This window comes from Methanoculleus sp. (assembly GCF_030019085.1).
GTDB lineage: Archaea > Halobacteriota > Methanomicrobia > Methanomicrobiales > Methanoculleaceae > Methanoculleus.
The window spans coordinates 1-26,713 of record NZ_JASEFJ010000013.1 but is presented as its reverse complement, the minus strand read 5'-3'; the positions used below and the strand labels follow the sequence as shown (position 1 = coordinate 26,713).

The following is a 26,713-nucleotide window of genomic DNA, read 5'->3' as shown; positions in this document are numbered from 1 at the left end:
ACCGGGATCTGTGTGCATACCGTGGTATTGTGCGGTAAAAAATGACAGAGGGAATAATTATGGTTCGAAAGATAGGAAGCCTGCTTGCACTGGTGGGCATTGTTCTGGTGCTCTGCCTTGTATCCGCTGGCTGCACCGATACTGGCGGCACTGGGGAGCCTAAAAAAACAATTCGTATCGGCTATGTCACCTGGGACTGTGCGATCGCGAGCAGCAACGTGATGAAACAGGTCTTTGAGGAGGCAGGCTACGATGTTGAGATGATTGCTGTTGACGCGGGCCCGCTCTTCCAGGGGCTTGCCAGCGGTGAAGTTGATTTCACGACGACCGGATGGCTCCCGCACACTCATGCGCATTACTGGGAGGAGTACGGTGACAGGATTGACTATGTCAACGAGAACATACCCGGCGCGGCTCGCATAGGGCTTGTAGTTCCGGCCTATGTGACCATCGACTCGATCGAGGAGATGAACGATGTCGCCGATAAGTTTGGTGGTCGGATAGTCGGGATCGACCCCGGTGCGGGTATAATGACCCGGACCGAGCAGGCCATCGAGGAGTATGACCTGAACTACGAACTGATCGCAAGCAGCAGTGCCAGCATGGCCGCAGAACTGGGCCGTGCAATCGACAAGGGCGAGTGGGTTGTGGTGACCGGGTGGTCGCCGCACTGGAAGTTCGGTCGCTGGGACCTCAAGTTCCTTGACGACCCGAAAGGAGTCTATGGCGCTGCGGAGGATATTGTTACCCTGGCACGCCAGGATCTGAAGACCGATGACCCTGAGGCTTATGCAATCCTTCAGCGGTTCCGCTGGACGAGCGAGGATATCGCCTCGGTCATGACGGATATCGCGGACGGTATGCCTGAAGAGGAAGCCGCAAAGAAATGGATCGAGAACAACCGCGATACGGTTGATTTCTGGCTCGGGAAAGCATAATCTTCCCTATTTTTTCAGCGGTTCAAAAACCCCCACAGAATGTTCGAGTCAAGTGGAGATCTACGAAGATTTACCCCGAATAATTCACGGCCTGCGCTTGATAGACACTGCGTATACTCAGGCGGGCCGTCTGGAACCGGGTCTGGTGAAGAAGATCACCCTGGATTTCTTGAAATGGATCATTGAGGTGGGAGAGTTGGCCGCGATAAGGAGTGCTGTTGACGAGATAATCAGACTTGAGGGCACTGAGTTTCAGTGGTTCCTGAAAACCGGTTGTGGATGCTGTAGAGATTGTTGTGACCGGGGATACAGGGTTGTACCACACGAGGTTGCAACCGGAAGGGAGGGTGGTAGTTGCCGGGATTGTTCGGATGATTACGGGGTCGGGGGAGATGATGCCGGCGGCGCTGTAAGAGTCCCCTATTATCTGTGTTTGGGAATCGCACCGGTCTTATACCCTCAAAAAAAAAGCGTGAGCAAACCCCATCTCACATGATCGTATCGAGCCGCTGCTCCAGAAAATCGAGTCCCCTCTTCACATCCTCGATCTTCTTTCCGCCTGTCAGGATGATCTTACCGGAACTGAAGAGAAGGGCAACGATCTTTGGGTCCTCGATGCGGTATACAAGTCCAGGGAACTGTTCTGGTTCGTACTCAATGTTCTCAAGGTTCAGAGTTATGACCACCTTGTTCAGATTGATGTACTTTCCCATGTCGTAGGAACAGACTATGTTCGTGACGGCGACCTGTGGTTCGCTGTAGGTGTCGACACCGGCATCTCTTAGAGAACGCATAATGATCTCGAGACCGTCCTGGAGGTCTTCCGGCCTCCTGATACCGGTGAGAACCACTTTACCCGAGGAGAAGATCAGGGATGCAATCTTTGGTTTCTCGATGCGGTAGACAGCCCCGGGGAACCGCTTTGTATTCAGTTCGCAGTTTTTTATCTTCTCGGATACGCTTTCAAGGTCGATAGCGTCTGCGATCACCCCGGAGGCGACGATGTTCTCAATTTTTAATGACTCGTATCCCTTCTCATCCATCGATATTAATATCATTTTTTATACCATAATAGTAATGGGTGGCTGTTCCCCTACCTGTGGCTGTCAGCCCGATATACTTTGAGATTGTGTCTCCTGGTTTGATGAACCTCCAGAAGGACGGATTACCGGTGGTGCGCATCGCCGCAGACCGTTTCTCTATCCGTACCCCGGTCTTTCCGCAAGAGAGTTTTTCCGGAGAGGGACGGTGAGAGGGTCTTCTTCGTTGGTTCCCGGTTTTCAATGGAACTCATCACCCGGCGGATGTCCCTGCCATTTGGTGCAGCCTTTTAAACCATAAACGCGCAACCTCTAAGGGATCGCGTTATGGCTGACGAAGAGCAAAACCGACCCTCCTACGAAGAACTCTGTGCCAATTTCAGGATAGACGTCCCTGAATACTACAACTTTGGGTTTGACGTGGTCGACGCCTGGGCAAAGAAGGACAGGAACAAACTGGCAATGATCTGGGTTGACCAGAAAGGAAACGAGAAGAAATACACATTTTTTGACTTCATGCGCCTCTCAAACCAGGCGGTCAACATCTGCCTTAAATACGGGATCAAGAAAGGCGACCGTGTGATGCTGATGCTCCCACGCGTCCCGGAGTGGTGGATCTTTGTCATCGCCCTCATAAAACTTGGAGCGGTCTACTGCCCAGCAACGACGATGCTGACCTCAAAAGACCTGAAATACCGGATACAGGCCGCTGAAGTCAAGATGATCATCACCATGGCCGAAAACGCGGAGAAGGTCGAGGCGATCCGTGAGGAGTGCCCATCGCTTGAGGTGATGCTCATGACCGACGGCAAACGGGAGGGCTGGGTCAGCTACGCCGTCGAGCTTGACTACCCCGCCCCCTGCTCCTACAAACTGGTGAACCTGCCAGGCATGCCGCGGACGAAATCAACCGACCCCCTCCTGATCTTCTTTACCTCCGGCACCACCGGCGAGCCCAAGATGGTGCTCCATGACCACTCCTACCCCCTCGGGCACATCGTCACGGCGCAGTTGTGGCACGACCTGCGCCCAACCGACCTCCACCTGACACTCTCCGATACCGGGTGGGGGAAGAGCGCCTGGGGGAAACTTTTCGGCCAGTGGATCGTAGGTGCCTGCATATTTGTATACGATATCCGCGGGAAGTTCAATCCCACCGAGATCCTGCCGCTCCTGGAGAAGTACGGTTTGACGACCTTTTGCTGCCCCCCGACCATCTACCGGATGCTCATCCTGGCCGATCTCGACAAGTTTGATCTCTCCGAGCTGCGCCACTGCTGCAGCGCGGGTGAGGCACTCAACCCCGAGGTCATAAGGGCCTGGGAGGAAGGAACGGGCAAGACGATCTACGAAGGTTACGGCCAGACCGAGACGGTGCTCTGCATCGGGACTCTCCCGGGTATGAAGGTCAAACCCGGTTCGATGGGAAGGCCGATGCCCGGATGGCATATCGAACTCCACGACGACGAGGGTAACCCTGTTGCTGTCGGCGAGGAGGGGCGGATCGCGATCAGGCTCAACCCCAGGCCAGTCGGACTCTTCCGCGGTTACCTGGACGCCAGCGAGGAAGAGACCCGCAGGGCGTTCCAGAACGGGTTCTACTACACCGGCGACAAAGCACGGATGGACGAGGACGGCTACTTCTGGTTCGTTGGGCGTGATGACGACATCATCAAGTCCTCTGGTTACCGGATCGGGCCGTTTGAGGTCGAGAGCGCCCTTCTGGAGCACCCTGCTGTCCAGGAAGCGGCGGTTGTCGGGTCGCCCGACGTGATCCGGGGGACGGTTGTCAAGGCGTTCATCGTCTTGAAACCCGGTTATCAACCGTCTGAGGCGTTAATAAAGGATATACAGCGCTACGTAAAACGGGTGACGGCGCCCTACAAGTATCCGCGTCGGATCGAGTTTATGGAGTCGCTTCCGAAGACGATCTCCGGCAAGATCAAACGACACGAACTGCGTGAACTTGAGATGAAGCGGTTCATGGAGAACAACTCACGGAACTCCCATGCTGGAAGAGAGTGATTACATTTATCCTGCGGGGGTGAAGGGGGCGGAGCGGGAAGACCCCGCCCTTCCCGTAATACGTTTCGAGACAATACATTTTTCTGTCCGCGCATCCAAAAATGTATTGTCTGCGTTGCGAGAACCAAGCAACCGGAATATATAATCTGCTGTAGGGCCGGGACGGCCCGAACAGGGTAATCAACGCCTGTGGAGATCATGTAAGGCCCTCCGGGGCGGGTTCGATGAAGCAGGAAGCTGCGCCCTTCAGGGCGGGGTAGTTCACTTTGTTTGACCTCCCACGATATCAAGCGCGAAGACCACCGTAAGTGGTCGGCGGCAGGGTTCGTTGGCGCGAGGGTTGCCAAGCCAGGTCAAAGGCGCTGGATTCAGGGTCCAGTCTCGCAGGAGTTCGAGCGTTCAAATCGCTCCCCTCGCATACGTTTTTTAAACCTTTTTTCCGTTAGCGGAGCACCGCATGAGCACAACTGTGGTCAAACCACCTTCATAAGGATGGTCGCAAGCGCAAAAAGGAGCAGGCCGTTGATCACGACGATCCCCGCGATGACCATGCCCGGGATGAGGCCCGGCAGCAGCATGCTGATACCAAACGAGATCGATACAACGTTCAATACCGTCTGGGTGACCATAAGTCTCTTGAGGGTCGGCAGCAGATCTGCTGGAACAACGGTCGCAGGGCTATCGGCGCCCTGCAGCATCGGAAGGAATCGTTTTGCAAGGAGTATTGCTCCCCCGGCGATGTTCAGGATCGCAAGGAGCACCCGGATCAGATCAGTCAGGACTCCTGGAACGATGCACGAGAAGATCCCCATCGAGGCGAACACGATCCCGATGATGACAAGCAGGCGCGAGCGTCTGTACTGACCCATGGGGGTCTCTCCCAGTGCAAGCATCTGGATGGCCATGATGACCAGCAGAAGCCCGAGTTGTCCGTCCGGTGAGAACGGGATCGCACCTTTGTTTACCGGGAAGAGCAACAGTCCCAGTAGAACCAGCAGGACACCGACCGGGATGACCAGTGCAATCGAGAGCGGGATCGAGGTCTCCCTGAAGATTAAAGGGGGATCGCTGGACTTCATGGGGATCACGCCCTCCTCTCTCCGGGGGGATACGCCCGGTTAACGCTCTGGATGCACCAGGAGAGGTAGAAGAAACTGATACCGTAGATTATGAGTAGAACTGCCGTCTGCGGGTCGGTTGTGATGCCGGGGAGGAGCGTGACGAGACCGAGAACGATCGAGAAGAGATAGACGAGGATACAGGCGAGCGTCAGTTGCCGGAGGATCCCGGGGACCTTCAGCCACAACCTCGCCTTATCCCGGGAGAAGAACAAATGCAGCATGAGCGAGACCCCGCCGGCGAAGAGCAGTATCCCGACAAGGATTCGAACCGGTTCAGCAAGCAGTCCGGGTATGAAACATGCGACCATCCCGATGACCGCCGTGCAGACACCGAGGAGTATTATCGCCCATGAACGCCGGAGATCGCCGAATGGCGTCCTTCCCATTGTTATCATCTGAAACGAGACGATAACGAGAAACAGCCCGTAGGTGCTGTCGGGGGCGTACGGAAGTTCACCTGTGTGAATCCTGAATAGAAGCACGCCGAAGAGGAGCATGAATACGCCAAAGACTACCAGTATGACCACTTCGAGAGAAAGGTCGGACTCTGCTCGTGACTTTAAACCGGAATTCTCGTTTCCGGTGGTCTCTGTTACCATCCCTGTCGCTCCATTCTCGTCTCCTGGAACCGGCGTCCTTATATGGGCGTATCGGATGAAGAGTGTGTTGATCTCCCTGGATATTTACGAAGAAAACAGGCAGAATGCCCTCGACTTCAGTCGTGGGATGAATGCCCTCCTCAAATGCATCTATTAGAACAGATCGTATATAAAGTAATTCGTAAATCGTATCGTTATCGACTCTATCCAACAAAGGCTCAGGTGACTCTTCTTGAGAAGACACTGTACACATGCCGTTGGGTCTATAACGAGACACTCGCATTGCGAAAGAACGCGTGGGAACAGGAACAACGTTCTCTATCGTACTATGATACTAACAAAATCCTAACACAGTTGAAGAAGGACCACCCTGAACTGAATCCAGTCTATTCTCAGGTATTGCAGAATGTCAAGATGCGCGTCGATCTTGCGTTCAAAGCCTGTATCCACAGTCTGGTTTCCACCTCAATGATCATCCCTATCGTCCTCCACCGCCCGATCGAAGGTAATATCAAGACTCTCACGATTCACCGTACTGCGACTGGAAAGTGGTATGCCTGTTTCTCGGTCGAGTATGAACCCGCTCCCGCAGGAGAGAAAGACACTGTGGTCGGGGTCGATGTGGGTCTCGAATCATTTGCCACCCTCTCAAACGGGGAGAAGATCGAGAACCCCCGGTTCTTCCATACTGACGAGAAAGCGCTTGCGAAGGTGAGAGAGAAGCCCCTCAAAAGTTGAGAAAGGCACTCCTGAACGGAAGAAAGTCAGAATGGTTGTTGCACGCATCCACGAACGGATTGCGAATCGGCGCCACAATTTCGCTCACCAGACTTCATGGAACCGGTTCATCACGATCACAGGGAAGAAAGCGGAAGAGGCTGGTTCTCGTGTGATCCCGGTGAACCCCAGGAACACATCACAGCAGTGTTCCAGGTGTGGTATGTTCGTCGCTAAGATGCTCTCTGATCGTGTCCACTCCTGCCCGCATTGTGGGTTGGTGATGGACCGGGTTCAGAACGCGGCGATCAATATTATGGGATTGGGGCTGCAATCTCAGGGGTAATACCCAGGATGCCCTGATTTTAATCAGGGGAGCAGTCACATTGCGGTAATATAGCGACCGGGATCTGCGGTGAAGGTCACAGTGTACTGGTTTTGAGGCAAAGCCGTTTGTATGCCGGATCGCAGATTGGTGTTTTGGCGAAGATCTTTCGCGCGCAGGGAGTTACGACAGAGTCTGGTTTCTGTGCCGGCCGGATGGTTCTCCCGATGTGGGGTTACCTCCAGCCCTGCGCTCAACCCTCGTGCCGGCGGAGAGGATCCAAACGGTTTTTGACCCGGGTTTCTCAGCTCATTTGCCTGTATGATCCAGGGCCAAAAGTCGGTCAATTCTATCAGCATTTATCTTACAGGGCCTGAATCAAAAGATCCGGCGTCCGTAACAATGAACCGCAAAGTATATGCCCTGAGGGTGTAAGGCAGGTGGAAGGATGCCCATGTTCCGACCACAGGATGATTTCACCTACCTGATGCCTGTCCACTTTGGTGGCAGCAAGTTTGACCCGGAGACCTTGGTCACGCAGAGAACGACGTCACTCGCGATCAGTTACGAGACCGAGAGAGACCTTCTTGAAAACTATATCCCAGAAGGATTTGAACTCCTGGCACCTGAAGTGCAGGTTGTTTTCAGCAGGTTCACCGAGATCAACTGGTTGCAGGGCGGACATTACAATCTGATCAACGTGGCAGCACCGGTCCGGTTTCACGGAAAGAAGGACGAGATCGACGGTTCCTATACGCTTGTGGTATGGGAAAACAGAACCGCACCCATCCTTGGGGGACGGGAACAGACCGGCATCCCGAAGTTACATGCGGATATCGAGGACCTGCACATCCTGCGGCCCCATTATGCCACCACCGTCAGTTACGAGGGAAATACCTTCCTCAGGGTGGGTTTTGAGGCCACAGGGTCGATAAACGGGCCTGAACTGGAGGCCCTGAAGTCGCAGTTCGTCTCCATGAACACGCTGGGGTGGAAGTACATTCCAAAAGTCGGCGCTCCGGGGGCGGAAGTGAGCGAGTTCGTCCTCTACCCGCAGGGCATGGAGGTGGAGACGGCACAGGTCGGGAAAGGCAGCCTGGAGTGGATCGAGCAGACGCCGATGCAGAACCCTGTCCAGTACTACATCGTCAACAGTCTTGCGGCCCTGCCCATGAAACGGCTGACGCAGGCGACAATGGTAGAAGGTAGGGCCATCCTCCACGCGATGGGTGCAAGGGTCATCGAGTAGTTTTGGGTGAGAATTGTGGTTGATTCGGATTATTATAAAGGCAAGGTCTGCATCGTCACCGGTGCGAACTCCGGAATTGGGTATGCGATCAGCGAAGAACTCGTAAAGAGGGGGGCAACCGTCTACATGGCCGGGCGCAGTCCGGAAAAGATTGCTAAGGCCGTCGGCCAGCTCGCTGCCCATGGCGACCGGGTAAAGCCCCTCGTCATGGACGTGACCGATCAGGAGCAGGTTCAGCAGGGTATCGAGACGACGGCAGAAAAAGCCGGAAAGCTGGATATCCTCTTCAACAACGCAGGTGTGGGTGGGACGATGCCGTTCGAGTATGCCACCCTCGAGGACTGGAAGACGATCATCGAGACCAATCTATGGAGCGTCATATACGGTGTCCATACCGCGGTTCTGATCATGCTTAAGCAGGGGTTCGGGCAGATCGTGAACACCAGTTCGATAGCCGGGATCGTTCCGCCTCCGTTCCAGGCGCTCTACTCCCTCACAAAGTACGGCGTCACCGGGATGACCGAATGCCTGAGGTATGAGTATGCGGATAAAGGGCTATACTTCTCGACGGTCTGCCCGGCGAATATCGCGACCCCGATCTTCAATAAGAGTATCTATGGCCAGGCGCATGGCGAACTGAGGATTCCCGACGACGCGTATCCTGTCGATAAGGCGGCATCACTTATCCTTGACCGGGTTGCGGAGCATAAGGGGATCATCGTTGTGCCTGAATCTCCATACACCGAATACTGGCATGGATACGTCCTCGGCAGACCGGAGATCGAAGAGATGTTGCTGCAGATGGCCCGCGACCGCAGGGAGGCGTTCGAGCGGGGTGGGACATACTTCTGATGTAGTCCCCTCCAGGGTTACCTGGAGCTTCAGCCTTATTTTGCCATTAGATCCGCACTTCAAGACTCAAAGATCGCTCCCCTTGCAAAACTATACTCGCTCTGAGGCCTGATATTAGATCCTGGTAGTTTAAAACCGGAAACACGGGGAAGACCCTGGAGAAGACCCATGCACGGCCTTCCAGGGTCTATCGCTGCCGGGAGGTGGGGGTGTTCCGCGAATACTGTTCGACCTGAGATGCAGGAGACAGGGTGATTCTCCATCGATACAGTGCCACGGGGGTGCATCTCCAGCGTTACGGTGAGACTCTCCCCCCCTTGCACGGCCATGGGGCCAATCACCCCGCACTGCCCCTGCCCTCGGGTGGAGAAAAGGAACATTCGCTTTATGTGGAGTTGCGGGACCCGGGTGCTCCAGGAGCAGAATATCTGTCGCAACGCCCTGGTATGCGGCGTGAGGTGTTCATCCGAGCCTTCTAATGCCGTGGTGCTCGCACCTCTCTCCAATCGGGAGCCTGCGTTCGCGTTTTTCAAGGAACAGGTCCTGCCCTCTGCCGGAGAGAACACTCTCAACATCTTTCCCATTCCGGAAAGACTAACTCCTACCTCTGGCAAAGGAAGAGATATCATGGAACGCAACAATGCCGGGGCTGACCGTTGTTCTACGGGAGCGCCGGGGCCGAGGGTTGATCGGAAGGCTCTCCTTGAGGAGATCTCCGCTTTTACCCGCAAATACGGGGATATCCTTGCCAGGTATCATCGCTACACGATGGACGAACTCAAACAGATCGAGCAGGAGTGCTGGGCGCTGCACGATAAGGCGTGCAGCATGGGCGCCTGTGGGAGCGCCGGGGTACTCGCTGAACTGGAGTACCTCATCACCACGGCAAAGGAGATGAGGGCCCGGATGGACGAATCCCGGGGCTGACCCGCGCCTCAGTCGGTTTTGAGCAGCCCCTCGATCAGGCGGGCGAAGAACGCGCCCGAGAGGGGTTCTTCGTAGTCTCTCCCCTCGATGCTGAACCGCAGGACGGCGTTATCCAGGCCTGAGTAGTACTCTGTCTTCTGTTTTCCCTCACGGTTTATGGCGATCCCGTCTTCACAGGGTTTTATCGATATGATCTTTCCCAGGTTGACGCTTGTCGTCCGTTTCTGTCCCGCAAACACAAGGCGTCTGTCTGTCAGGGTGAGAGTGCCTGAATCGATCGAACGTATCTCTTCATGGGACTCGCTCCTGGATGCAAACCCGCCGGTTCTTATGTAGACCCCTTTAGCGATTCGAACACTCGGTCCCCCACCGCCGCCATACGTCTTCCGCACGGAGCGGGGTTCACTAAGGGTGACCCCCGGGATTGTTGCCACCAGCCTTTCGCCCTTCTTTGGAACGATCGAACCGGGGGCAGCGGCGTTCAACGGCGGGATCTGCCCTTCCTGGACTGCCGTGATGAGGTGGTCGAGATCGAGTTCCCGCTGCCTGGCATCGGAGACCCCGCCGTCGGCGATACGTTTCCACTCTTCATCGCTCAACGTCTGGTTGGCATAGTCGCGCCATGCGGGCCTGGAGGTATCGGAGATGTTTGAGAGTTTGAACGTCCTGCTGCCCTCCCTGGTAAAGACCGCTCCGCAGTTTGGGCACGAATATGACTCTGTGCTCGTCAAACCCATGAATCCCCTGCTGACGGTCTTTGAGAGGCGACCGGCTCTGCATGCAGGGCATCGTTCATACCATCTTAGCCCATTCTCCGGGGCGGTCGCGGCAGGTTGGTTCAGGGGACTGCCACAGTTGCTGCAGTAGTTCCCCTCGTCCTCGTAGCCACAGTTCGGACATCGCATATGGATCAGCCTCCGTTGCTATACCATACCCGCGGTCGTCATCCCCACGAGGGTGGCATTGCATAAAAAGGTGATCGCACGCATATATCTCTTACCCCTGGTTTCAGGGCCGAATCTATCCGGCATCGATGCAAAACGATCGGCGATGCCCCTGCGGGGTATGGTAGAAGAGCCAAAACGAGGAAAGCGTCAGGGCGTCTCTGCGCTCGGGTTCTGTTGCCGGGGATACGAACGCCAGGGAGGGGGAAACCCTGCCCCGTACTTATGGGAGCAGGAGAGAGGTCGTGACCGGGAAAAGATTACCGCCGCCGTCCACGACTCGTCGCTACCGGCGAGGTTCTTGTGCCCCTGGCGGGGTTAACCTTCAATTGCTCCCGTCCCGCCGGGTGGATTTGACCTCCTGTGACTGTAGCGCCCCGATGGCTTTGAGCGCCCTGTAACCCTTTCCGGTTATGATGTAGTCTCCCCGCTCGTGCTGCTGGAGGATCATCCCGGCATCCTGGAGTTTCTTGAGATGAAAGAGCAGGTTTCCCCCTTTCAGGCCGGTCAGGGTTGAGATCTCCGAGAATGTCTGCGTCCCGGTGGCAAGTGACTGGACGATCCTGAACCTGTGGCGGTTTGCAAGCGGCTCAAGAAAGTCCTGAACCAGGGTATCTCCAGGCAGATCGGCGATGGCCAGGGTATCTTCCTCGCCCTGGTAGATCCCGAGCGATCGCATCAGGTCGATCTGTTTCTCAAATAGACGGTTTGTCTCGGCAAAACAGGTGGAGCAGTTCTCAAATCTCCCCTCCTCTCGCATCTTTGCCAGTCTGTCGCGGTATGACCGGACAACCTCTTCACGGACCTCGCCGTCTCCAATAAGTTCTGCTGAACTCTTGAGAAAATCGTAGAATGTGGCGTAACATTGGTCACGCATCGGACAATCCCGGATCATCCGTTCCTGTAGCCCGCGCTCCGCGTCGCCAAGATGCTGCTCGACAAAGAGGCTGGCATACTCTTTCCTGAGCCCTGAAAGCGCCATCTCGATTTTCTGGCTGTTTGCGTGGTCTATAAACCGCCGCAATTCGTTTCTTAGAGCCTCAATCTCTTTTTGGACCACCTTTATCTCACGGAGATAGTTTTCTGCTCCGTCAGTCACAGGCATCCCTCCTCTGATAAGGTTCCCGGGTGTGGCCGGGGTCGTTGTGTTCGGTCATGGGAGTGTAGCACCCGGTTTTTTGTATAGTTTAATGACGCTAATCTATATTAATATAACTGTCGAATATGATGATCGGTGAGAACCATGCCTGAATGGTGCTACACCAGAGAGTCCGTATCGGACGAGAAGGCGGAGCAGGCGCTTCTTGCAGTGAAGAGCGCCTGTTTCGGCTGTGCAGAGCACAGCAACGACTGCTCGCTGGCAAAGGCCGTGCGGGATATCACTGAGATGCTGGAGGTAAAAGAATGAACGTAAAAGAAGAGATCCGGGCACAGATCATCGGTGCTCTTGCCGGTGCAAAGTTCCCGATCGGTACGCCAGAGGAACTCCTTGCTGCATTCCCTGATGGAGCAAAGACCCGGTGTAAAGCAGGCGATGTGGAGATGACCGCAGGTGAAGCGGGCTCTCTCCTGAAGTCAGAGGATTTCCCATTCAAAACCCCGGAGCAGGTGGCCGACACCATTCTCTCCCGGGCGGGAATGTAAACTTTTTTTTGCGCCCGCGCTTTCCAATGCCCCCGAGTATATCTTCAGGCGTCCCGGTGAGATCCACCTTAAAGATCCTGTTTCCGGCCCTTGCGCGGCTTCCAGCGGTCTATCGCCACACACTGCCTGCGCCGGAAGGTGGGTTTGGTGACGAAGGACGCGCATCGGATGCGACTTGATCGTCCCCCCCCGCATTACTGCCGGGGAAAGGTGTGAGTTTGTATTTCAGATCTATGACCTGATGGCTCCGGGTTGTGTCTGCGAAAAATATGAAAAATAGTTTGTTCAGTCTTTTCTCCCCGCAACCAGGAGCAGCCCCGCAATCAACAGGGCGCCGCCAGCAATGGCCGGAGAGAGAGGTGCGGTCTGTGTGGGTGTCGTGATCGGGTTCAGCGTCACGTAGAGGTCGACGGTCTCACCCTTCCCGGGGTACTGCTCGATGGTGCCGGTGTAGGTCTGATACCCTTCCTTTGTCACGGTGTATGTCCTGTAGGGTGTTCCGGTCGTGTAGACCTCCACGGTAAGGACTCCCTGGCTCGTGACACCCTTGACCTCGTTATCGAACTGAACCGTTGCCCCATCAACGTTGACATGGACGGTGTACCAGCCGATATCCCCGCCGATTATCGGTGCTGCTGTGGGCTGGACGGGGTTGAGGGTCGCGTAAAGGTCAAAGACCTCCCCTTTGGCCGGGACGGAGGTGACCTCCCCATAGTATGTCGTGTAGCCGTCTTTCTCCACGCGGAAGGTCTTATAGGGAGTTCCTGTGGTGTAAACAGGGACGTAGAGCACACCGGCCTCGATCGTTCCCTGATATTCGTTGTCAAAGTAGACGTCTGCTCCATTCACGTTGCAGTTCACTGCATACCATCCATTGTCGCCGCCTATGGGCGGTTGAGCGCTCGAAGGAAGGACAATAAAACAGCAGGCGAGAAGAGAAAAGATCAGTAGGTTGCGTAAAACGCTCTGCATGCAGAGCCTCTACCCTAATGAGCAAAAAATCTTTCTTAAGTGTTTTGTCACCACTCCCCGCCGGGAGAAAAGAGCCGGAGGGTCTCTGGAGAAGGTTGTGCAGATCGGGTGCAATTCTTTATCGTCGGGACGCCGTGCCCTCCCTCATTATCCCGTCACGAGGGGGGCTGTGGCGGTGGCAGGTGAGCATTTTTTGCGCACTCTGATTCCAGTAAGGGTATACACGCGAACGAGGGCATTCTTTGTTAACGGGTGTGCGAGACCACCTGGTTTTGGGCGTCCCAAAGGTCTAAACCTACGGTCCAGCAGTGGAAAAAAAAATTCTGAAATGGCTCTGGATTACCACAGAATATATATCGTAACGGATATTACCACCCTTCGGTTTTTCACCAAAATATATATGAAAAAACCACCCTACTACTGGGTTAAGCTCTCCACGTATGTCTCGGGCTGGTGTTCTGGATGAATCATAGAAACCGACTTGAACTGAGAAAGTTCGTGGCCCCAGAATTTGTCTGCGGTCAGGGGGCGCTCGATCTTGCGGGCCGGTATGCCCATAACCTCGGGATGCGACACCTTCTCCTTGTCACCGACCCTGGTGTCAGGGCCGTCGGGTGGGCTGAGGCCGTAGGGGAGAGCCTGACCGAAGCCGGGGTCTCGTTTACCATCTATGACTCTGTCAGCCCGAACCCTCGCGCCGGTGAGGTGATGGCGGGGGCGGAGGTGTATTGGTCTGAAGGCTGCAACGGGATTGTCGCGGTCGGTGGAGGAAGCCCGATGGACTGTGCCAAGGGCATCGGGATAGTGAGCGTGAGCGGCCGGGATATACTTTCGTTCGAGGGTGTTGACCGGGTCCCGCTGCCCCCGCCGCCGCTCATATGCGTCCCGACGACAGCTGGAACATCCGCTGATATCTCCCAGTTTGCTATCATCGGGGACGAAGAGGGTAGACGCAAAGTGGCCATCATCTCCAAGGCGCTCGTCCCTGACGTCTCGCTGCTCGATCCCGAACCCCTGACGACTATGCCGCGGGATCTTACCGTGGATTCCGGTATCGATGCCCTCACTCATGCGATCGAGGCATACGTCTCAAACGCCAGTTCCCCGATCACCGATCTGCATGCCCTTGAGTCGATACGCCTTACCAGTAAAGCGATGCCGGCGGTCCTCGAGAACCCTGATGACCTGAACCTCCGGTTCTCGACCCTCCTTGCCAGCCTTCACGCCGGTCTTGCGTTCTCCAATGCAAGTGTCGGTGCGGTGCACGCCATGGCGCACGCTCTCGGCGGGGTCTATGACCTTGCACACGGCCGCTGCAACGCGCTCCTCCTTGAGTATGTGATCGAGGCCAACTACGAGGCGGCGTCCATCCGCTACGACCGGATTGGCGCGATCCTCGGACAGGGGCAGGACGAATGGATGTCACCTGCAGGGGTGGTGGCGGCGTTCAGGAGGTCGCTTGGCATCTCCGGGACGCTTTCCACGCTCGGTGTCACCAGGGACATGATCCCGGCCCTTGCAGAACGGGCATACGTTGATCCATGCCTTGCAACAAACCCCCGCGATCTTTCCCGCGAAGAGATTGAGGAGATCTATGAGCGAGCACTCTGACCCCCGGCTAGCTCGGGAAGCCCTACGTGAGAAGATCATCGGTCTCGGGGAGACCTCCCTCCATAAGAGTTACTACCCGGAACTCCAGAGCCGGCTTGCGGAACTTGAGCGGTTCAGGGCGCTGCTCGATCAGACATACGATGCAATCTTTCTGATCCAGGCAAAGGGCGGGAGAGTTGTGGACTTTAACGCCACCGCACAGAGGTATCTCGGATACTCAAGGGAAGAACTTCTCTCCAGATCTTTTGAAGACCTTGTATGCCCCGAGCAGAGGTCGGACTTCCTTGACTATGCCCGGCGAAGACACAGGTCGCCGGCGGAGTCGGGGGAGACATATAGGGTCTCGCTTCTCACGCGTGATGGCCGGGATATACCGATGGAGGTTGCTTTCCGTTCGGTCACCTTCGGCGATGACCGCTACATCGTGGCGATAGCACGGGACATCACCGAGCGCATCCGGATCGAGCGCGACCTCAGGATCAAGGAGAGCGCGTTCGAATCCTCGATAAACGGGATCCTGATCGCCGATCTGGAGAGAGCGGTCACGTATGCGAATCCGAGCTTTGCGGAGATGTTCGGCTACAGCGGTCCAGAGGCTCTCAGGGGGATGAACCTGGAGAGTTTCTTTGTCGACCCATCCGTTGCGGAAGAGATCGTCCGTGATCTCCTGCAGAACCGGCCGGTCATACTGGAGGTGGAGGGGTTGCGACGCGACGAATCGTCGTTTCACATCGAGGTCTCCGGCAGCGCTGTGCAGAACGAGACCGGGCAGCCTTTCTGCATCATGCTGATCGTCATGGATATCACCGAGCGCATCAGGCTTGATAATCTGAAGCGAGAGTCCTACGCGCAGCTTGGAAAGAATATTGAGCAGTTTGCGGTTATCGGAGACCATATCCGGAACCCCCTCCAGGTGATCGTCGGCTGCGCGGAGATGATAGACGACCCCCTTGCGGAGAAGATCCTGGAGCAGGCGGGGCTGATAGATCGGTTTATCGCCGAACTTGACCGGGGGTGGGTTGAGTCCGCAAATGTCAGGAACTTCCTGCGAAAACACGGTGAGGATGTAGAGTTGCCCGAGAGAAGACCGATCGGCCTATCCAGGCTGATGGATGAAGACACCTGAAGTGGAAGGTGGAACTGTCCTGACCTGAACAAATAGTGTAAACGCCCCGGCCGGGATTTGAACCCGGGTCGAAAGCTCCGGAGGCTTTCAGGATGTCCACTACCCTACCGGGACTTCCATATTAGGTTGTTTCATATGGTATAAAAGGCCAGCGGAGAGCCAGGAGGTTTTCAGCCTCTCCGCGACTCGTAGAGGTGCCATATCCTGCACGCCCCTTCGTGGCTGACCATGCATGGGCCGACCGGGGTGCGGGGGGTGCAGGCCTTCCCGAAGAGTTTACAGTCAGCTGGCCTCGCGATGCCGCGCAGGACGCGGTCGCAGATACAGGCGGAATGCTTCTCCACATGCCGGATCTCGATATCGAACTTCTTCTGCGCATCGTAGTCCTCAAACTCCGGTTTCAACCGGAGGCCTGAGGCCGGGATAACCGGGAACCCCCGCCACTCGACATCGAACGGTTCGAAGACCTCATACATAAGGCGTTTTGCCTTGACGTTTCCCTCCCGCGTGACCGCACGGGGGTAGGCGTTCTCCACCTCGTGTCTTCCCTCGCGGACCTGTCTGACCGCCATCAGCAGCCCGAGGAGGATATCCTCGGGTTCGAACCCGGCAACGACCTGCGGGACGGGGAACTGCTCATACTCCTGGTAGCCCATAACGGTGCAGACGTGACCCGGTAGGATGAACCCATCAAGCGCTGCCTCGCCCTGGTCAAGGAGCCAGGCCATTGCCGGAGGGACGAGTCTGTGGCATGAGAGGATCGAGAAGTTATCCGGCGGCCGTGTGAGGAGGGTTGCTGCAACGGTTGGAGCGGTGGTCTCGAACCCGACCGATATGAAGACGACCTCACGTTCCGGTTCTCGCCGTGCGATCTCAACCGCTTTGTGCACACCCTGCACCACGCGGACATCCCCGCCGCTTGACTCAAGCGATCCGCTCGAACCCGGAACCCGCAGGAGGTCGCCGTATGTGGTGATGGTGCAACCGCGGTTCACCAGTTCCAGTGCGGCGTCGATCTCTCCCTGCGGCGTGATACAGACGGGGCAGCCCGGCCCCATCACGATCTTGAGCCTCTCCGGGAGGATGCTGCGGATCCCTGCGCGTGCGATCGCCGCCTCGTGAGTCCCGCAGATATGCATGAGCGTGATATCCCGATCGACGAGTGTCTGTAGTGTGCTGAGTATCTCCTTACCGGCCGCCATGAATAATCATATAGATCTCTCAGCGCTATGGCATATTCGTGCCGGTAATGCCACAGTCGCAAATGACCCCACGGTGGGCTCTTCTGGAGTGCGACCTGAGTCTTCAGCGCCCGCGTCCGGGCTGCACCCTTTCGGTGGATTCCGCCCCGGCAACCTCGCCGCCGAGTTCTGCCGCGATCCGCTCGAGCACCGGGAGCGGTGCAGGTCTCACCGCGGGACCGGTTCCCGGCCGGTCGAGTGTGTTCACCTGCACGCGGTCGGGGTTTATGGTGGCGATGGCCCCCTTCACGCGCTGGATCTCGTCGTCTCTGTCGTTGATCCCGGGAACTATGAAGATCTCGAGCCAGACCTCGCCGGGGTATTCCCGGACAAAATCGCGCAGCCCGGCGACCCCTCCCTCCGGGGTGACGCCGGGACATGGGCGGTGGAGTCGCTGGAACCTCTCCCCGGAGACTGAATCAAGCGACGGTGCCACGAGGTCGGCCCGCATGAGTGCGGCCCGGACATCTGGATCTGCAAGGAGCGTAATGTTTGTCAGCACTGCGACCCGGTAACGGGGGGGTAGCGGTCCTTGAGGAACCCGATGATCTCGCCAATCCTGGCATGCAGCGTTGACTCCCCCGAACCGGCGAAGGTGACGTAGTCGAGGTCAGGCGCCTTTCCAGGGCAGTCGTTGAGTTCTGCGATGATCTGATCGGCAGGGAAGTAGTCGCGCCGCTCGCAGGTGATGTTGGTCGTAGGCCAGCACTCGCAGTAAACGCAGTCGAAGTTGCAGGTCTTTGGTGGCACGAGTCCCACTCCAGGCGAGATTCCGGGTCGTCTGGATACAACAGGGCCAAAGAGGTATCGGTATGCCATGGAGGGGTGTCTCTGTAGATGTTAGGCTGCGTGAAACCATCAGGATGCTCTTTGCGGCACCCTCAGGTCTCTCCGATCTTCAGCATCTTCTTGCAGAAGTTGTCGACCGAGAGGAATAGAGTTCTCCTGACGCCCCTCTCTGTAGGGGGGATCTCAGCGGTGATGAACCGGAGGATCTCAGAGTAGTAGTTAAGGGATGGGTACTTCCGGTGGAACTCTTCCAGAGAGAGTGTCGCCTGATCCATCCTGCCTCTGAGGTAGGCATACATGTAGTCGATGAGGTAGAGGACGTGCCCGGGCATCTTTATCGCCTCGGCACGTATACGGAACTCCTCAAAGACCTCCTTCTGGGGGAGGTATAGACCTGTACGGAGACCGTAGTAGACCGGTTCGGGGTCTTCGGGAAACCTCTGGATAAGGTCGCGTATGAGTCCAAGGGCGTCTGCGAGGTCGCCCTGCTCGAACTTGAGGTGGTAGGCCTCGCGGTAGAAGAGCATGTCGTTTGGAAACCGGATGAACCCGATCTGGAGCAGTTTCACCAGTGCCGGTTCGTTCTTCTCCATCTTTGCGCGTGCGATCCCGATCTCAAGGAACCACCGGTTCTCAGGGACCCACTCGGTAGCAAGAAAGATCATCACCCAGAACGGTTCGATAAGCCAGCGGTCATCTGCAAGTTCTCCTTTGACCACGCGGTTCAGTCCGGGCTGCACCTGTCCGAGTTCCTCCATATGCTGGCGTGCGGTCTTGAGGTAGTTCCAGCGTTCGGCAGCGGAGTAGCCGGGTTCAGGCGACCCATCTTTGTAGAGGGTGTAGTAACAGTAGGCGTACCAGCATCCAACGGTGGCATCATGTTTTCGGTATGGTTGGAGAAACGCAGTTGCCGCAAGTGGCATCCCGATCTTCATCAGTTTGACCGCTGCTGCAAGGTGGACGCCGGCCTTGCGCTCCTTCTTCCGTTTCATCCCGCAGGCGATCTCGCAGGCGCGGGCCAGGAACTTCAGGTCTCCGGCCCGTTTGCTGACGTCAAAGACCCTGTAGGCGATCGAGTCGATGAACTCGTCGTAAACCTGGTCGGGGATGGAGACACCGGCATTGTCGAGGATCGTGACGATGTTCCCGAAGAAAGCGGCGAAGTTGTCGTCTATGGCTCTGGCGTTTGACTCGATGTATGAGAAGATCTCGTTTTTTACCTTCTCAAGGTGGTTTGAGACGACAACCTCCGGGACAAAGCCGTCAGCCATAGATAACTGTATGCGGCGAATATAGCATAAACCATGCGTACCGGAGTCTTATGCACGGTAATGCTGTCTCCAGGGGTTTGTACCTAACCTATTTATCGATCCGGCCAGAACATTCTGTATGTTTGGCGTCTCGACATACTGCCTTCAACATCAACCACTCGATCTGGCGCTTGAGACCCTCGCCTCCATAACCGGGTGTGTGGAGGTGATGGATGGGGGGCTGCATACTCTGGAGACCGCAGAACCGCTCGAGAGCCACTCGTTTCGCTACTTCATTCACGCGCCATTCCGTGGTGTTAACGTTGCGAGTCTCCTTGAGCCGATCCGGCGGGCAAGCGTCGATGTCCTGCTCCAGGCCTTCGCCGTCGCTGCTGAGGTGGGGGCGGAAGTGGTGATTCACCCGGGTTACTACGCATGGCGTGAGGAGCGGGAGGAGTCAACGAAGCAGTTCCAGAAGTCACTCTCAGAACTGAGTGCAGGTGCTGATGACCTCTCGGTCACGTTCTTTGTGGAGAATATGGGCGGTCCGGACTACTTCTTCCTTCGTTCCTGTGACGATCTCCCGCTCATCGATGGGCTCGGGCTTGCTCTTGATGTCGGCCACGCAAACCTGAACGGCTGTCTGGGCTGTTTCCTGGATCATCCGGCGGCGCATTTCCACCTTCACGACAACGACGGTATGCGGGACACTCACTCGCCGGTTGGGACGGGGACGATCGATTTTGCGGCCGTGATGGAGGCGGTGCACAGAAACCGCGTCATACCCATAGTCGAGGTGGATACGCTGGAAGGGGTGCTCTCGAGCATAGCGGCGCTTGAGGCGATCGATGCCGGGAGACGTTAAAGTGCGGTGCTCCGGTGTTTCTGCGCCGCTCCTGCCGTAACCTTTTATAGGGTAAACCTCCAACATAGGTGGTGCGTTGCGCCTCAGTGGCTCAGCCGGTAGAGCGTGTCCTTGGTAAGGACAAGGTCGCGAGTTCGAATCTCGCCTGAGGCTCTAGGAACTCAGGTTCTTAATCTTTTTTGAAACCGGTGCCAAGTGTGATCATTCCTCTCGTGAAGCGAAACGAGATACCGTCACAGATTCTATATATGGCACGACCTTGCTTCGGAGATGAAAGGGTGGATTTCAGGCACGATCGTGCCTGAAATCGATGGTATGAGGCAATCACGATCGAGCAGTCTCGTCCAGATGCCTCAAAAAGAGCGGTGTTGAGTGCAGGAGCCTGCATCACCTCCACACCTCGTCGCTTTGCCCCCTCCCCCACCGGCGCGACAAACCTGGCGACCGGGCTCTACGATGTAAAAGAAGAATCGGGCGTCGGTCATTGCGATCAACGGCCGGGTGGTGGGGCTGTTCCGCGAATACAGTTCAACCAGAGACGCAGGAGACAGGGGATTTGGGCGTTTCCGCCCACCTCCCACAGCGGGTGATTCTCCCTCGATACAGTGTCATGGAGGGTATCTCGCCCCAGGTCGTCTCGCTCACGCTCCCCTGGCACGCTCCCCATCGTGATAAATCGCCGCACTCCGCTCGATCTGGTTATTCGCCGAGGAACCATCTTATTCCCCCGTCGCTCCATCATCAGCGAGGGCACCAGGCCCGTATTCTGGTTTCCATTGTGAAAATGGGAGAAAAGGTTTTCTAGAGGTCACTTCACCGAACCCGGCGCACCGGTGACGATCGGGAGCGCCCTGGCAAACTCTGGCAGCAGTTCGCCGGGGATCCCCATAACAAGTTCGTTATCCTCGATCCCGGAGAACCGGCGCGAACCGTCGCAGCCAAGGGAGTAGTTGGCCTTTCCAGAGAGGTATGGCAGCGCTGTCGCATCCCCGCAGACAGACTGGATCCCGGCCATGGACGACTCTACCCGTCCGCCGAGGAGATAGAGTTCCGCCTGCGCGAGTTTCAGCATAGCCCGTGGCTCTGCAACGATGACGACGACGTGGGGGTCAAACGGTGTCTTCTCAAGCGGTGCGTAGACGGTTGCGTAGGTCGTGGGCTCCGGGAGATGGGGAACCTGCTGGATGGTTCGCATGCAGGCGGCCCAGGTCTCGAACTTCCCGAGTTTGTAGTAGAACTCCCCCGTGCGCAGGCTATCTGTGAGTTCGCGAAGCCCGAGTGCCCAGGCGCCCCCCATGCAGGCATGTCTCTCGGTGGTCGCGTAGAAGATCTCACCGTTCAGTCGTGCCCTGCTGACCATCTGGCAGTGGCGGACGGTCTCCTCGATCGGCCCCACCCCATCCGGGATACCGTCCGGGCTACTGGCGAACTTCACCGCGACCGGCGAACCCCTCAGGTTGAGGCTGGCCTTCAGCATATCTGCGATCTCCGCATAGGGGATCTTCGTGCGCATCTGGTCTTCCATAATCGTGCTCACTCCTCTGCTGGGATAATTTCCATGGTTACCGATAAATCTATCCTTGATGCACCAACCGGATCAGAGGTTCCGCAGTTTCCGGTTCACCTTCTCAAAGAACTGTTTGCCGGTGTTGACGAAGAGAGCGGGTTGATCCGACTTTTTGACCGTGAGGGTTGCTTCCTTCGGGAGTTCAAGCGTGGTCTGACCGTCGATGACGAGGTGCGCCGGTTTCTCGGTCTCAAGGGTGATCTCAAGTCTCCTCCTGGTGCTGATGATGTGTGGCCGGGACGAGAGCATGTAGGGCGCGAGGGGGACGAGCAGGATACCCTCGATCTGCGGGTCGACGATCGGTCCGCCAGCGCTCATGGCATATGCGGTCGATCCGGTCGGGGTTGATACCAGCAGGCCGTCCGCCCGGAACCGTTCTGCGAGCGTTCTGTCGACGTAGACGCCGAACCGCAGCATCTTTGCCGGGCGGTCGGTGACAATGAGCCCTTCGTTCAGGGCATCGCCGAGCGGTCTTCCTCCGGCGGAGAGGCTGATCCGCATCCGCTGCTCGACCTCAAACCCATTCAGGTTGGCGGCGAAGAAATCGCCTGCCTCCCCGGGTTCAAGGTCGGTGAGGAACCCTACCTCTCCCCAGTTGATCCCGAGGATGGGGACCTGTTTTCTCATACGCTGGACGGTGAGGAGGACGGAACCGTCGCCGCCGACAACCACAACCATGTCGCCGTCGATCTCCTCAAATGGGATGCCCTCTCTCATGAGATGACGTGCTGTGCCCTCTTCCAGGGCCACCTCATGCCCGAGGTCTTTGAGTTCCCGGTCAAGCGATGCGGCGTAGCGGAGCGCCTCCGCGTCATCGAGACGCGATACCAGTATTATCCTCATGTGTGGTTACCCTTCAGATGTTCGATGAGCCTGCCGTGCAGGATCCCATTCGTGGCGATGATACGCCGACCGGCAGAGACGTCGTCGGGGAAGGCAATCTCGCCACCTCCGGGGTCGGAGACCACCCCGCCGGCTTCCTTGCAGATCAGCATCCCGGCCGCGGCATCGGTGACCCGGAGCGCTCCCCGGAGGTCGACAAACCCATCTATGCGCCCGCAACCAACGTAACATAGTTCGAGTGCCGATGCGCCAAGGAGGCGGCAGCGCCGGATCTTCTGGCCGATCCGCTGGATGGGGGCTGCGTCAGATCCCCTGCCCCCGTAAACGCTCATGGCGCTCTCTTCAAGTCTCGATACCCTCGAGACGTGTATCGTGTGGCCGTTCCGCAAGGCCCCCTCCCCACGGATGGCGTGGAAAGTCTCGCCGGTGGCGAGGTTCTGGACGTATCCTGCGGTCACCACCCCCTCCTCGGCATACGCGATGGAGATGGCGTAGAAGGGGATCCCGACAATGGCGTTGTAGGTGCCGTCAACGGGGTCGAGGAAGATGGTGCCCCTCTCGCCGGTCATCGCTGCGCAACCGAGTTCTTCGCTGATAAGACGCTGGCAAAGGGGATGATCGGCAAGATAATCCACGACGATATCCTCTGCGATCTGGTCGATCTTCTTTGTGGGAGTGCCGTCAGCGCCCATCCTGACGTAATCACCTGCTTCTGGCGTCCCGACCATCTCAGCAACGGCATCCCGGACGGCCCCTGCCAGATCGTCACACGCTCTGATGAACCGCCTCAATTCCTCTCGTCCTGTCTATTGTTCTACGGTGTATTTATGTAATGCAATCCAGATACATTAATCACGCGTTTACAAAGTGAGACGATATGAAGGAACAGACAGAAGTTGGGAAGCTTAAAGAGGGGCGCTACGTTGTCGTGGATGACGAGCCATGCAGGATCGTCTCCATCGCCACCTCCAAGCCGGGGAAGCACGGAGCGGCAAAGTCCCGCATAGACTGTATAGGGGTCTTTGATGGCGTGAAGCGCTCGATAGTTCAGCCGGTATCGGCAAAGACCTATGTTCCGGTAGTCGAGCGGAAGATTGCGCAGGTGATCTCGATCGCCGGGACGACCGTCCAGCTCATGGACGTCAAGGACTTCGAGATGTTTGAACTCAACGTGACCGAGGCAGAGGCTGCCGGCCTCGAACCGGGCAAGGAAGTCGCCTACATAGCGTCTCTGGGCAAGAAGAAACTCGAGTGAGATCTTCTGGATAATCGGTTATGCACGACCTTTTCCATCCCCATTTTGCGGATGCGGATACATCGTATGAGGTTGCCCGTTACGCGATATTCGGCGTCCCCTACGATGGAACGACCTCGTTTCGCCCCGGGACACGGTTTGGGCCGCGGGCGATCAGGGAGTTCTCGTTTAACTTCGAGGCCTATGACCCTGCTATGGGGATAGACCTGTTTGACGTTCCGGTGACGGATCTCGGCGATCTCCGGGTCTCCAGGCTGCCGGAGGCTGTTGTTGAGGAGGTTGCCGGGGTAGTTCGGGATATTGTCCGCGACGGAAAGATCCCGGTTATGCTCGGCGGCGAGCATACCGCGACGGTCGGGGCGGTGAGGGCGGTGGAGCCGGAGGTCTACGTGGTCTGCGATGCCCATCTGGATCTCCGGGACGAACTTGATGGAACGCCCTACAGTCATGGTTGTGTCACCCGGCGCGTCCTCGAGACGGTGGGGGATGTTGTGATCATCGGGGGGCGGAGCGGTGACCGCGAGCAGTTTGAGATTGCGGCGGAGAAGACGCGGCTGTATACCGCCGATGTGGTGCGGCAGCGCGGGATCGGTGCTGTCCTCGGCGATGTTCTGGAGACGGTCGAGGGGCGGCGGGTCTACCTCTCGATCGATGCTGATGCGATCGACTGTTGCCTGACGCCGGGTCTCGGGACGCCGGAACCGTTCGGGATGACGCCGCTCGATCTTCGGGAGGTCGTCCGCACGCTTGCGCCGCATGTTGCGGCATTCGACTACGTTGAGGTTGCGCCGTTTGATGCCGGGCAGACGGCGGCGGTGGCGGCGGTGCTGGTGCGGGAGTTTATCGTGCGGCACTGGGTTGGCGGGCGTTGAACGACGCTGGCGGAACCGGTGGTTTGGATCGGGTGCGCCGCCACCCCCTTCTCGTTCTTCGTTATAAGGTATCAGGGGCGACCGGGCGGTGAGGGTGGTTGACTCTTTACATACAGCATAGAAATACTTTCGCGCTGACACGTGGAGGCATTGGGGGAACAAGCTCTGGTGTTTCGGTGAAACCACCGTGGAGATCGTGTTTCTCACCCTTGCACGGCTCTTGGGGCATATCACCCTGTACTGCCCGCCTCCTTCGCAGGGGGCGGGCGGAGGCCGCGTCAGCGGCCGGGTGGTGGGGGTGTTCTATGAAAACCGTTCAAGGAAAGATGCAAGAGACAGGGGAAGGGGCGTTCCGCCCCCTCCCCGTCAGCCCCTCCCCACGGGGGCGATTCTCCCTTGATACACTGTCCCCGGGAGTGTATCTCTCCGGATTGTCTCACTCATGCTCCCCTGGCACGGCCTTCCGGGTCTATCGCCGATCACTGCCCGCCTCCTTCGGTGGTCGGGCGGTGTGGGCGTCCGGCGAGAAAAAGAATATCGGAACCATCCAGGAGATGGCGGAGTGGGGAAAGCGCTCCTCATTCCTTCTTACCCGCCCAGATACTGCTCCGGCACCTGGATCTTCAGGTGGTATGAGTCGATGCATCGTGCGTTGATGACGAAGTAGTAGTCATGATAGCCCTCATGGAAGGTGCTCCCCCACTGCTCCTTCCGGAGGTCTGGTTTATCCTTCATCGCCAGGAAGTCGCGGAAGTCGAGTGTGATGATCCTGACGAACCTGTTCGGGTCGGCGGCGTCCATGACCTGGCAGTTAAAGAGGGAGATCTCATAGTTTGAGGTCGTTATATCAGAGTAATCGAGCCGCCAGATGGGATAGGGGATCCGGACGATCCCGGTTGTTCCCGACCACTGCCCGTCGATCGTTGCGTATGTCACCCAGCGTGTCGGGGCGGATGTGTTCACCGGCAGGGTGGTCATGTTTATGCGGCTCTCGCCGGCAGGGATCTGGTAGGTTGAAGGGTCGACGAACCCGATCTTCTGCGGCGTCCCGTTCCAGGGGGGCGCCGGGGTGGGTGTGGGTGTCGCTGTTGCGGTGGGGATCGTGGGCACCCAGGCCGGGGTTACGGTTGGCATCACATCCTCTCCTCCCTCCAATCCCCACGGCAGCCTTGGTGTCTCCCCCATCGCTATCGGCTTGATGACCAGGGCCAGCAGGATAACGACCACAATGCCGAGGATAACGTAAAATATATCCGCCTTTGCTCCCATACTCTCTCTTCCTTCTCTCTGTTGAGAGTGTTTGCCGCCGCAGCATATCACACCCGCGGTTGTGCACCTGCGGCAGGGTGTTGGGGTTGGTACAGGATATTTCCCGTTTTTGAATAATATTTCCAATAGTTGGGACTTTTGCACGCGGAGTTTTCCAGGCTCCCTCCGGTTGCAATTTCGACTGAAATACCCGTGTGATGCCTATTTTGGACTTTAACTGCCTGGTTGCCTGCATCCCATGCCACTATATGGGGCACCATCCTTTCCTGTTGCAGAGAAAAATTATTTATATAAGGTTGTGTATAGACTCAAGTGAACCGTAGTGGTCTGGATGAGGGTTTCATCCGGGCATCCGGTATCAGGAGGAAACGTTTCATGAGCAAATTGATGAGAAACGAGGAGGGTTTCACCGGCCTTGAGGCCGCGATCGTGTTGATCGCGTTCGTGGTAGTGGCCGCAGTCTTCTCGTATGTTATGCTCGGTGCCGGGTTCTTCGCGACGGGAGAGGCGCAGAGGACGGTGCACACGGGCGTCGGTCAGGCGACCTCGAACCTGGAGGTCTCGGGGCCGGTGGTTGTGCAGGCCAAAGATAATTCCACGCTTGGGAATATCTCCTTCTTCCTGCAGCTTGCTGCCGGGGGGGCACCGGTGGATATGAAGAAGGTGACCTTC

General features: G+C 57.1%; 30 protein-coding genes, 3 tRNA genes and 1 pseudogene. 19 read left to right on the top strand and 15 right to left on the bottom strand.

Annotated elements, in window-relative coordinates; translation table 11 throughout:
• Window positions 1–59: 59 nt before the first annotated feature.
• Together QMC91_RS06735 and QMC91_RS06730 are read left to right on the top strand one after the other, a co-directional pair.
• Window positions 60–938 (top strand): glycine betaine ABC transporter substrate-binding protein, encoded by an 879-nt coding sequence (locus tag QMC91_RS06735; RefSeq protein ID WP_300237018.1) that lies wholly within the window; start codon window positions 60–62, stop codon window positions 936–938.
• Between the two features lie 52 nt (window positions 939–990).
• On the top strand, window positions 991–1,434 hold the full coding sequence (locus tag QMC91_RS06730) for a hypothetical protein (RefSeq protein ID WP_300237016.1): 444 nt from the start codon (window positions 991–993) through the stop codon (window positions 1,432–1,434).
• Here the strand turns inward: QMC91_RS06730 and QMC91_RS06725 are convergent.
• Window positions 1,427–1,981, bottom strand: coding sequence for a TATA-box-binding protein (locus QMC91_RS06725; RefSeq protein WP_300237014.1), 555 nt, complete (start codon window positions 1,979–1,981; stop codon window positions 1,427–1,429). The genes QMC91_RS06730 and QMC91_RS06725 overlap by 8 nt on opposite strands.
• A gap of 324 nt (window positions 1,982–2,305) precedes the next feature.
• Between QMC91_RS06725 and QMC91_RS06720 the strand changes: the two genes are divergently transcribed.
• On the top strand, window positions 2,306–4,003 hold the full coding sequence (locus tag QMC91_RS06720) for an AMP-binding protein (protein ID WP_300237012.1): 1,698 nt from the start codon (window positions 2,306–2,308) through the stop codon (window positions 4,001–4,003).
• A gap of 333 nt (window positions 4,004–4,336) precedes the next feature.
• Window positions 4,337–4,421 (top strand) — tRNA-Leu (locus QMC91_RS06715).
• Window positions 4,422–4,476: 55 nt separating this feature from the next.
• Here the strand turns inward: QMC91_RS06715 and QMC91_RS06710 are convergent.
• Window positions 4,477–5,082 carry a hypothetical protein gene (locus QMC91_RS06710; protein ID WP_300237010.1) on the bottom strand — a complete coding sequence of 202 codons (606 nt, stop codon included), beginning with the start codon at window positions 5,080–5,082 and terminating at the stop codon, window positions 4,477–4,479.
• A gap of 5 nt (window positions 5,083–5,087) precedes the next feature.
• Window positions 5,088–5,723 (bottom strand): hypothetical protein, encoded by a 636-nt coding sequence (locus QMC91_RS06705; protein ID WP_300237008.1) that lies wholly within the window; start codon window positions 5,721–5,723, stop codon window positions 5,088–5,090.
• Window positions 5,724–5,765: 42 nt separating this feature from the next.
• Between QMC91_RS06705 and QMC91_RS10000 the strand changes: the two are divergent.
• The 6 genes and pseudogenes from QMC91_RS10000 to QMC91_RS06685 form a co-directional block, all read left to right on the top strand.
• Window positions 5,766–6,023 (top strand): annotated as a pseudogene (locus QMC91_RS10000) (helix-turn-helix domain-containing protein); the annotation flags it as partial.
• A 114-nt stretch (window positions 6,024–6,137) separates the two neighbouring features.
• Window positions 6,138–6,461, top strand: a complete 324-nt coding sequence (locus tag QMC91_RS06700) for a transposase (RefSeq protein WP_300237006.1) — start codon at window positions 6,138–6,140, stop codon at window positions 6,459–6,461.
• Window positions 6,462–6,492: 31 nt separating this feature from the next.
• Window positions 6,493–6,786, top strand: a complete 294-nt coding sequence (locus tag QMC91_RS09995; protein ID WP_366944382.1) for a transposase — start codon at window positions 6,493–6,495, stop codon at window positions 6,784–6,786.
• Window positions 6,787–7,219: 433 nt separating this feature from the next.
• Window positions 7,220–8,014 carry an acetoacetate decarboxylase family protein gene (locus QMC91_RS06695; RefSeq protein ID WP_300237004.1) on the top strand — a complete coding sequence of 265 codons (795 nt, stop codon included), beginning with the start codon at window positions 7,220–7,222 and terminating at the stop codon, window positions 8,012–8,014.
• A gap of 15 nt (window positions 8,015–8,029) precedes the next feature.
• A complete protein-coding gene (locus tag QMC91_RS06690; RefSeq protein WP_300237002.1) occupies window positions 8,030–8,866 on the top strand; it encodes an SDR family oxidoreductase in 837 nt (278 codons plus the stop codon).
• A gap of 627 nt (window positions 8,867–9,493) precedes the next feature.
• Window positions 9,494–9,793 carry a hypothetical protein gene (locus tag QMC91_RS06685; RefSeq protein WP_300237000.1) on the top strand — a complete coding sequence of 100 codons (300 nt, stop codon included), beginning with the start codon at window positions 9,494–9,496 and terminating at the stop codon, window positions 9,791–9,793.
• A gap of 8 nt (window positions 9,794–9,801) precedes the next feature.
• Here the strand turns inward: QMC91_RS06685 and QMC91_RS06680 are convergent, their stop codons facing one another.
• Window positions 9,802–10,698, bottom strand: a complete 897-nt coding sequence (locus tag QMC91_RS06680) for a zinc ribbon domain-containing protein (RefSeq protein WP_300236998.1) — start codon at window positions 10,696–10,698, stop codon at window positions 9,802–9,804.
• Window positions 10,699–11,062: 364 nt separating this feature from the next.
• Window positions 11,063–11,836 (bottom strand): winged helix-turn-helix domain-containing protein, encoded by a 774-nt coding sequence (locus QMC91_RS06675; protein WP_300236996.1) that lies wholly within the window; start codon window positions 11,834–11,836, stop codon window positions 11,063–11,065.
• Window positions 11,837–11,971: 135 nt separating this feature from the next.
• On the opposite strand from QMC91_RS06675, the gene QMC91_RS06670 reads away from it, so the two are divergent.
• Together QMC91_RS06670 and QMC91_RS06665 are read left to right on the top strand one after the other, a co-directional pair.
• Window positions 11,972–12,145: a hypothetical protein gene (locus QMC91_RS06670; RefSeq protein ID WP_300236994.1), complete on the top strand. Its 174-nt coding sequence runs from the start codon at window positions 11,972–11,974 to the stop codon at window positions 12,143–12,145.
• A complete protein-coding gene (locus tag QMC91_RS06665; RefSeq protein ID WP_300236992.1) occupies window positions 12,142–12,381 on the top strand; it encodes an MTH865 family protein in 240 nt (79 codons plus the stop codon). Before QMC91_RS06670 ends, QMC91_RS06665 begins: the two co-directional genes overlap by 4 nt.
• Window positions 12,382–12,666: 285 nt before the next feature.
• On the opposite strand, the gene QMC91_RS06660 is transcribed toward QMC91_RS06665, so the two are convergent.
• Complete coding sequence (locus tag QMC91_RS06660; protein ID WP_300236990.1) at window positions 12,667–13,353, bottom strand: hypothetical protein; 687 nt, start codon at window positions 13,351–13,353, stop codon at window positions 12,667–12,669.
• A 498-nt stretch (window positions 13,354–13,851) separates the two neighbouring features.
• Between QMC91_RS06660 and ercA the strand changes: the two genes are divergently transcribed.
• Together ercA and QMC91_RS06650 are read left to right on the top strand one after the other, a co-directional pair.
• Complete coding sequence (gene ercA / locus QMC91_RS06655) at window positions 13,852–14,964, top strand: alcohol dehydrogenase-like regulatory protein ErcA (RefSeq protein ID WP_300236988.1); 1,113 nt, start codon at window positions 13,852–13,854, stop codon at window positions 14,962–14,964.
• Window positions 14,948–16,090 carry a PAS domain S-box protein gene (locus tag QMC91_RS06650; protein WP_300236986.1) on the top strand — a complete coding sequence of 381 codons (1,143 nt, stop codon included), beginning with the start codon at window positions 14,948–14,950 and terminating at the stop codon, window positions 16,088–16,090. Before ercA ends, QMC91_RS06650 begins: the two co-directional genes overlap by 17 nt.
• Window positions 16,091–16,132: 42 nt before the next feature.
• Here QMC91_RS06650 and QMC91_RS06645 read toward each other — a convergent pair.
• From QMC91_RS06645 to QMC91_RS06625, 5 genes are all read right to left on the bottom strand, one after another.
• A tRNA-Arg gene (locus tag QMC91_RS06645) sits at window positions 16,133–16,204 on the bottom strand.
• A 56-nt stretch (window positions 16,205–16,260) separates the two neighbouring features.
• A complete protein-coding gene (gene hypD / locus QMC91_RS06640; protein WP_300236984.1) occupies window positions 16,261–17,292 on the bottom strand; it encodes a hydrogenase formation protein HypD in 1,032 nt (343 codons plus the stop codon).
• A gap of 103 nt (window positions 17,293–17,395) precedes the next feature.
• The gene (locus QMC91_RS06635; RefSeq protein ID WP_300236982.1) at window positions 17,396–17,833 is read right to left on the bottom strand and encodes a hypothetical protein; all 438 of its coding nucleotides are present in this window, start codon (window positions 17,831–17,833) and stop codon (window positions 17,396–17,398) included.
• A complete protein-coding gene (locus QMC91_RS06630) occupies window positions 17,827–18,150 on the bottom strand; it encodes a hypothetical protein (protein WP_300236980.1) in 324 nt (107 codons plus the stop codon). The genes QMC91_RS06635 and QMC91_RS06630 overlap by 7 nt, the downstream gene beginning before the upstream one ends.
• Window positions 18,151–18,212: 62 nt before the next feature.
• Window positions 18,213–19,391 (bottom strand): hypothetical protein, encoded by a 1,179-nt coding sequence (locus QMC91_RS06625; RefSeq protein WP_300236978.1) that lies wholly within the window; start codon window positions 19,389–19,391, stop codon window positions 18,213–18,215.
• Window positions 19,392–19,509: 118 nt separating this feature from the next.
• On the opposite strand from QMC91_RS06625, the gene QMC91_RS06620 reads away from it, so the two are divergent.
• A complete protein-coding gene (locus tag QMC91_RS06620) occupies window positions 19,510–20,235 on the top strand; it encodes a sugar phosphate isomerase/epimerase family protein (protein ID WP_300236976.1) in 726 nt (241 codons plus the stop codon).
• 80 nt (window positions 20,236–20,315) lie between these two features.
• Window positions 20,316–20,388, top strand: a tRNA-Thr gene (locus QMC91_RS06615).
• A gap of 655 nt (window positions 20,389–21,043) precedes the next feature.
• Here the strand turns inward: QMC91_RS06615 and QMC91_RS06610 are convergent.
• The 3 genes from QMC91_RS06610 to QMC91_RS06600 all read right to left on the bottom strand — a co-directional run bounded on the left by QMC91_RS06610 (window position 21,044) and on the right by QMC91_RS06600 (window position 23,436).
• On the bottom strand, window positions 21,044–21,760 hold the full coding sequence (locus QMC91_RS06610) for a DUF169 domain-containing protein (protein ID WP_300236974.1): 717 nt from the start codon (window positions 21,758–21,760) through the stop codon (window positions 21,044–21,046).
• A gap of 72 nt (window positions 21,761–21,832) precedes the next feature.
• Window positions 21,833–22,645 (bottom strand): NAD(+)/NADH kinase, encoded by an 813-nt coding sequence (locus QMC91_RS06605; protein WP_300236972.1) that lies wholly within the window; start codon window positions 22,643–22,645, stop codon window positions 21,833–21,835.
• Entirely contained in the window at window positions 22,642–23,436 is a 795-nt protein-coding gene (locus tag QMC91_RS06600) for a bifunctional fructose-bisphosphatase/inositol-phosphate phosphatase (protein ID WP_300236970.1), read from the bottom strand. Before QMC91_RS06600 ends, QMC91_RS06605 begins: the two co-directional genes overlap by 4 nt.
• A gap of 86 nt (window positions 23,437–23,522) precedes the next feature.
• On the opposite strand from QMC91_RS06600, the gene QMC91_RS06595 reads away from it, so the two are divergent.
• Together QMC91_RS06595 and speB are read left to right on the top strand one after the other, a co-directional pair.
• On the top strand, window positions 23,523–23,900 hold the full coding sequence (locus QMC91_RS06595; protein WP_300236969.1) for a translation initiation factor IF-5A: 378 nt from the start codon (window positions 23,523–23,525) through the stop codon (window positions 23,898–23,900).
• Between the two features lie 20 nt (window positions 23,901–23,920).
• Window positions 23,921–24,772: an agmatinase gene (gene speB / locus QMC91_RS06590; RefSeq protein ID WP_300236967.1), complete on the top strand. Its 852-nt coding sequence runs from the start codon at window positions 23,921–23,923 to the stop codon at window positions 24,770–24,772.
• Window positions 24,773–25,360: 588 nt separating this feature from the next.
• On the opposite strand, the gene QMC91_RS06585 is transcribed toward speB, so the two are convergent.
• Window positions 25,361–26,041 carry a hypothetical protein gene (locus QMC91_RS06585; protein ID WP_300236965.1) on the bottom strand — a complete coding sequence of 227 codons (681 nt, stop codon included), beginning with the start codon at window positions 26,039–26,041 and terminating at the stop codon, window positions 25,361–25,363.
• Between the two features lie 375 nt (window positions 26,042–26,416).
• Between QMC91_RS06585 and QMC91_RS06580 the strand changes: the two genes are divergently transcribed.
• A partial coding sequence (locus QMC91_RS06580; protein ID WP_366944384.1) for an archaellin/type IV pilin N-terminal domain-containing protein occupies window positions 26,417–26,713 on the top strand: 297 nt, incomplete at its 3' end.

What these genes read in the sequence shown, in the direction of transcription:
- QMC91_RS06735 (WP_300237018.1), top strand. Translation starts at nt 60, where the DNA reads ATGGTTCGAAAGATAGGAAGCCTGCTTGCACTGGTGGGCATTGTTCTG.
- QMC91_RS06725 (WP_300237014.1), bottom strand. Translation starts at nt 1,981, where the DNA reads ATGGATGAGAAGGGATACGAGTCATTAAAAATTGAGAACATCGTCGCC.
- QMC91_RS06720 (WP_300237012.1), top strand. Translation starts at nt 2,306, where the DNA reads ATGGCTGACGAAGAGCAAAACCGACCCTCCTACGAAGAACTCTGTGCC.
- QMC91_RS06710 (WP_300237010.1), bottom strand. Translation starts at nt 5,082, where the DNA reads ATGAAGTCCAGCGATCCCCCTTTAATCTTCAGGGAGACCTCGATCCCG.
- QMC91_RS06705 (WP_300237008.1), bottom strand. Translation starts at nt 5,723, where the DNA reads ATGGTAACAGAGACCACCGGAAACGAGAATTCCGGTTTAAAGTCACGA.
- QMC91_RS06700 (WP_300237006.1), top strand. Translation starts at nt 6,138, where the DNA reads ATGCGCGTCGATCTTGCGTTCAAAGCCTGTATCCACAGTCTGGTTTCC.
- QMC91_RS09995 (WP_366944382.1), top strand. Translation starts at nt 6,493, where the DNA reads ATGGTTGTTGCACGCATCCACGAACGGATTGCGAATCGGCGCCACAAT.
- QMC91_RS06695 (WP_300237004.1), top strand. Translation starts at nt 7,220, where the DNA reads ATGTTCCGACCACAGGATGATTTCACCTACCTGATGCCTGTCCACTTT.
- QMC91_RS06685 (WP_300237000.1), top strand. Translation starts at nt 9,494, where the DNA reads ATGGAACGCAACAATGCCGGGGCTGACCGTTGTTCTACGGGAGCGCCG.
- QMC91_RS06680 (WP_300236998.1), bottom strand. Translation starts at nt 10,698, where the DNA reads ATGCGATGTCCGAACTGTGGCTACGAGGACGAGGGGAACTACTGCAGC.
- QMC91_RS06665 (WP_300236992.1), top strand. Translation starts at nt 12,142, where the DNA reads ATGAACGTAAAAGAAGAGATCCGGGCACAGATCATCGGTGCTCTTGCC.
- QMC91_RS06660 (WP_300236990.1), bottom strand. Translation starts at nt 13,353, where the DNA reads ATGCAGAGCGTTTTACGCAACCTACTGATCTTTTCTCTTCTCGCCTGC.
- QMC91_RS06650 (WP_300236986.1), top strand. Translation starts at nt 14,948, where the DNA reads ATGAGCGAGCACTCTGACCCCCGGCTAGCTCGGGAAGCCCTACGTGAG.
- hypD (WP_300236984.1), bottom strand. Translation starts at nt 17,292, where the DNA reads ATGGCGGCCGGTAAGGAGATACTCAGCACACTACAGACACTCGTCGAT.
- QMC91_RS06630 (WP_300236980.1), bottom strand. Translation starts at nt 18,150, where the DNA reads ATGGCATACCGATACCTCTTTGGCCCTGTTGTATCCAGACGACCCGGA.
- QMC91_RS06625 (WP_300236978.1), bottom strand. Translation starts at nt 19,391, where the DNA reads ATGGCTGACGGCTTTGTCCCGGAGGTTGTCGTCTCAAACCACCTTGAG.
- QMC91_RS06620 (WP_300236976.1), top strand. Translation starts at nt 19,510, where the DNA reads ATGTTTGGCGTCTCGACATACTGCCTTCAACATCAACCACTCGATCTG.
- QMC91_RS06610 (WP_300236974.1), bottom strand. Translation starts at nt 21,760, where the DNA reads ATGGAAGACCAGATGCGCACGAAGATCCCCTATGCGGAGATCGCAGAT.
- QMC91_RS06605 (WP_300236972.1), bottom strand. Translation starts at nt 22,645, where the DNA reads ATGAGGATAATACTGGTATCGCGTCTCGATGACGCGGAGGCGCTCCGC.
- QMC91_RS06595 (WP_300236969.1), top strand. Translation starts at nt 23,523, where the DNA reads ATGAAGGAACAGACAGAAGTTGGGAAGCTTAAAGAGGGGCGCTACGTT.
- speB (WP_300236967.1), top strand. Translation starts at nt 23,921, where the DNA reads ATGCACGACCTTTTCCATCCCCATTTTGCGGATGCGGATACATCGTAT.
- QMC91_RS06585 (WP_300236965.1), bottom strand. Translation starts at nt 26,041, where the DNA reads ATGGGAGCAAAGGCGGATATATTTTACGTTATCCTCGGCATTGTGGTC.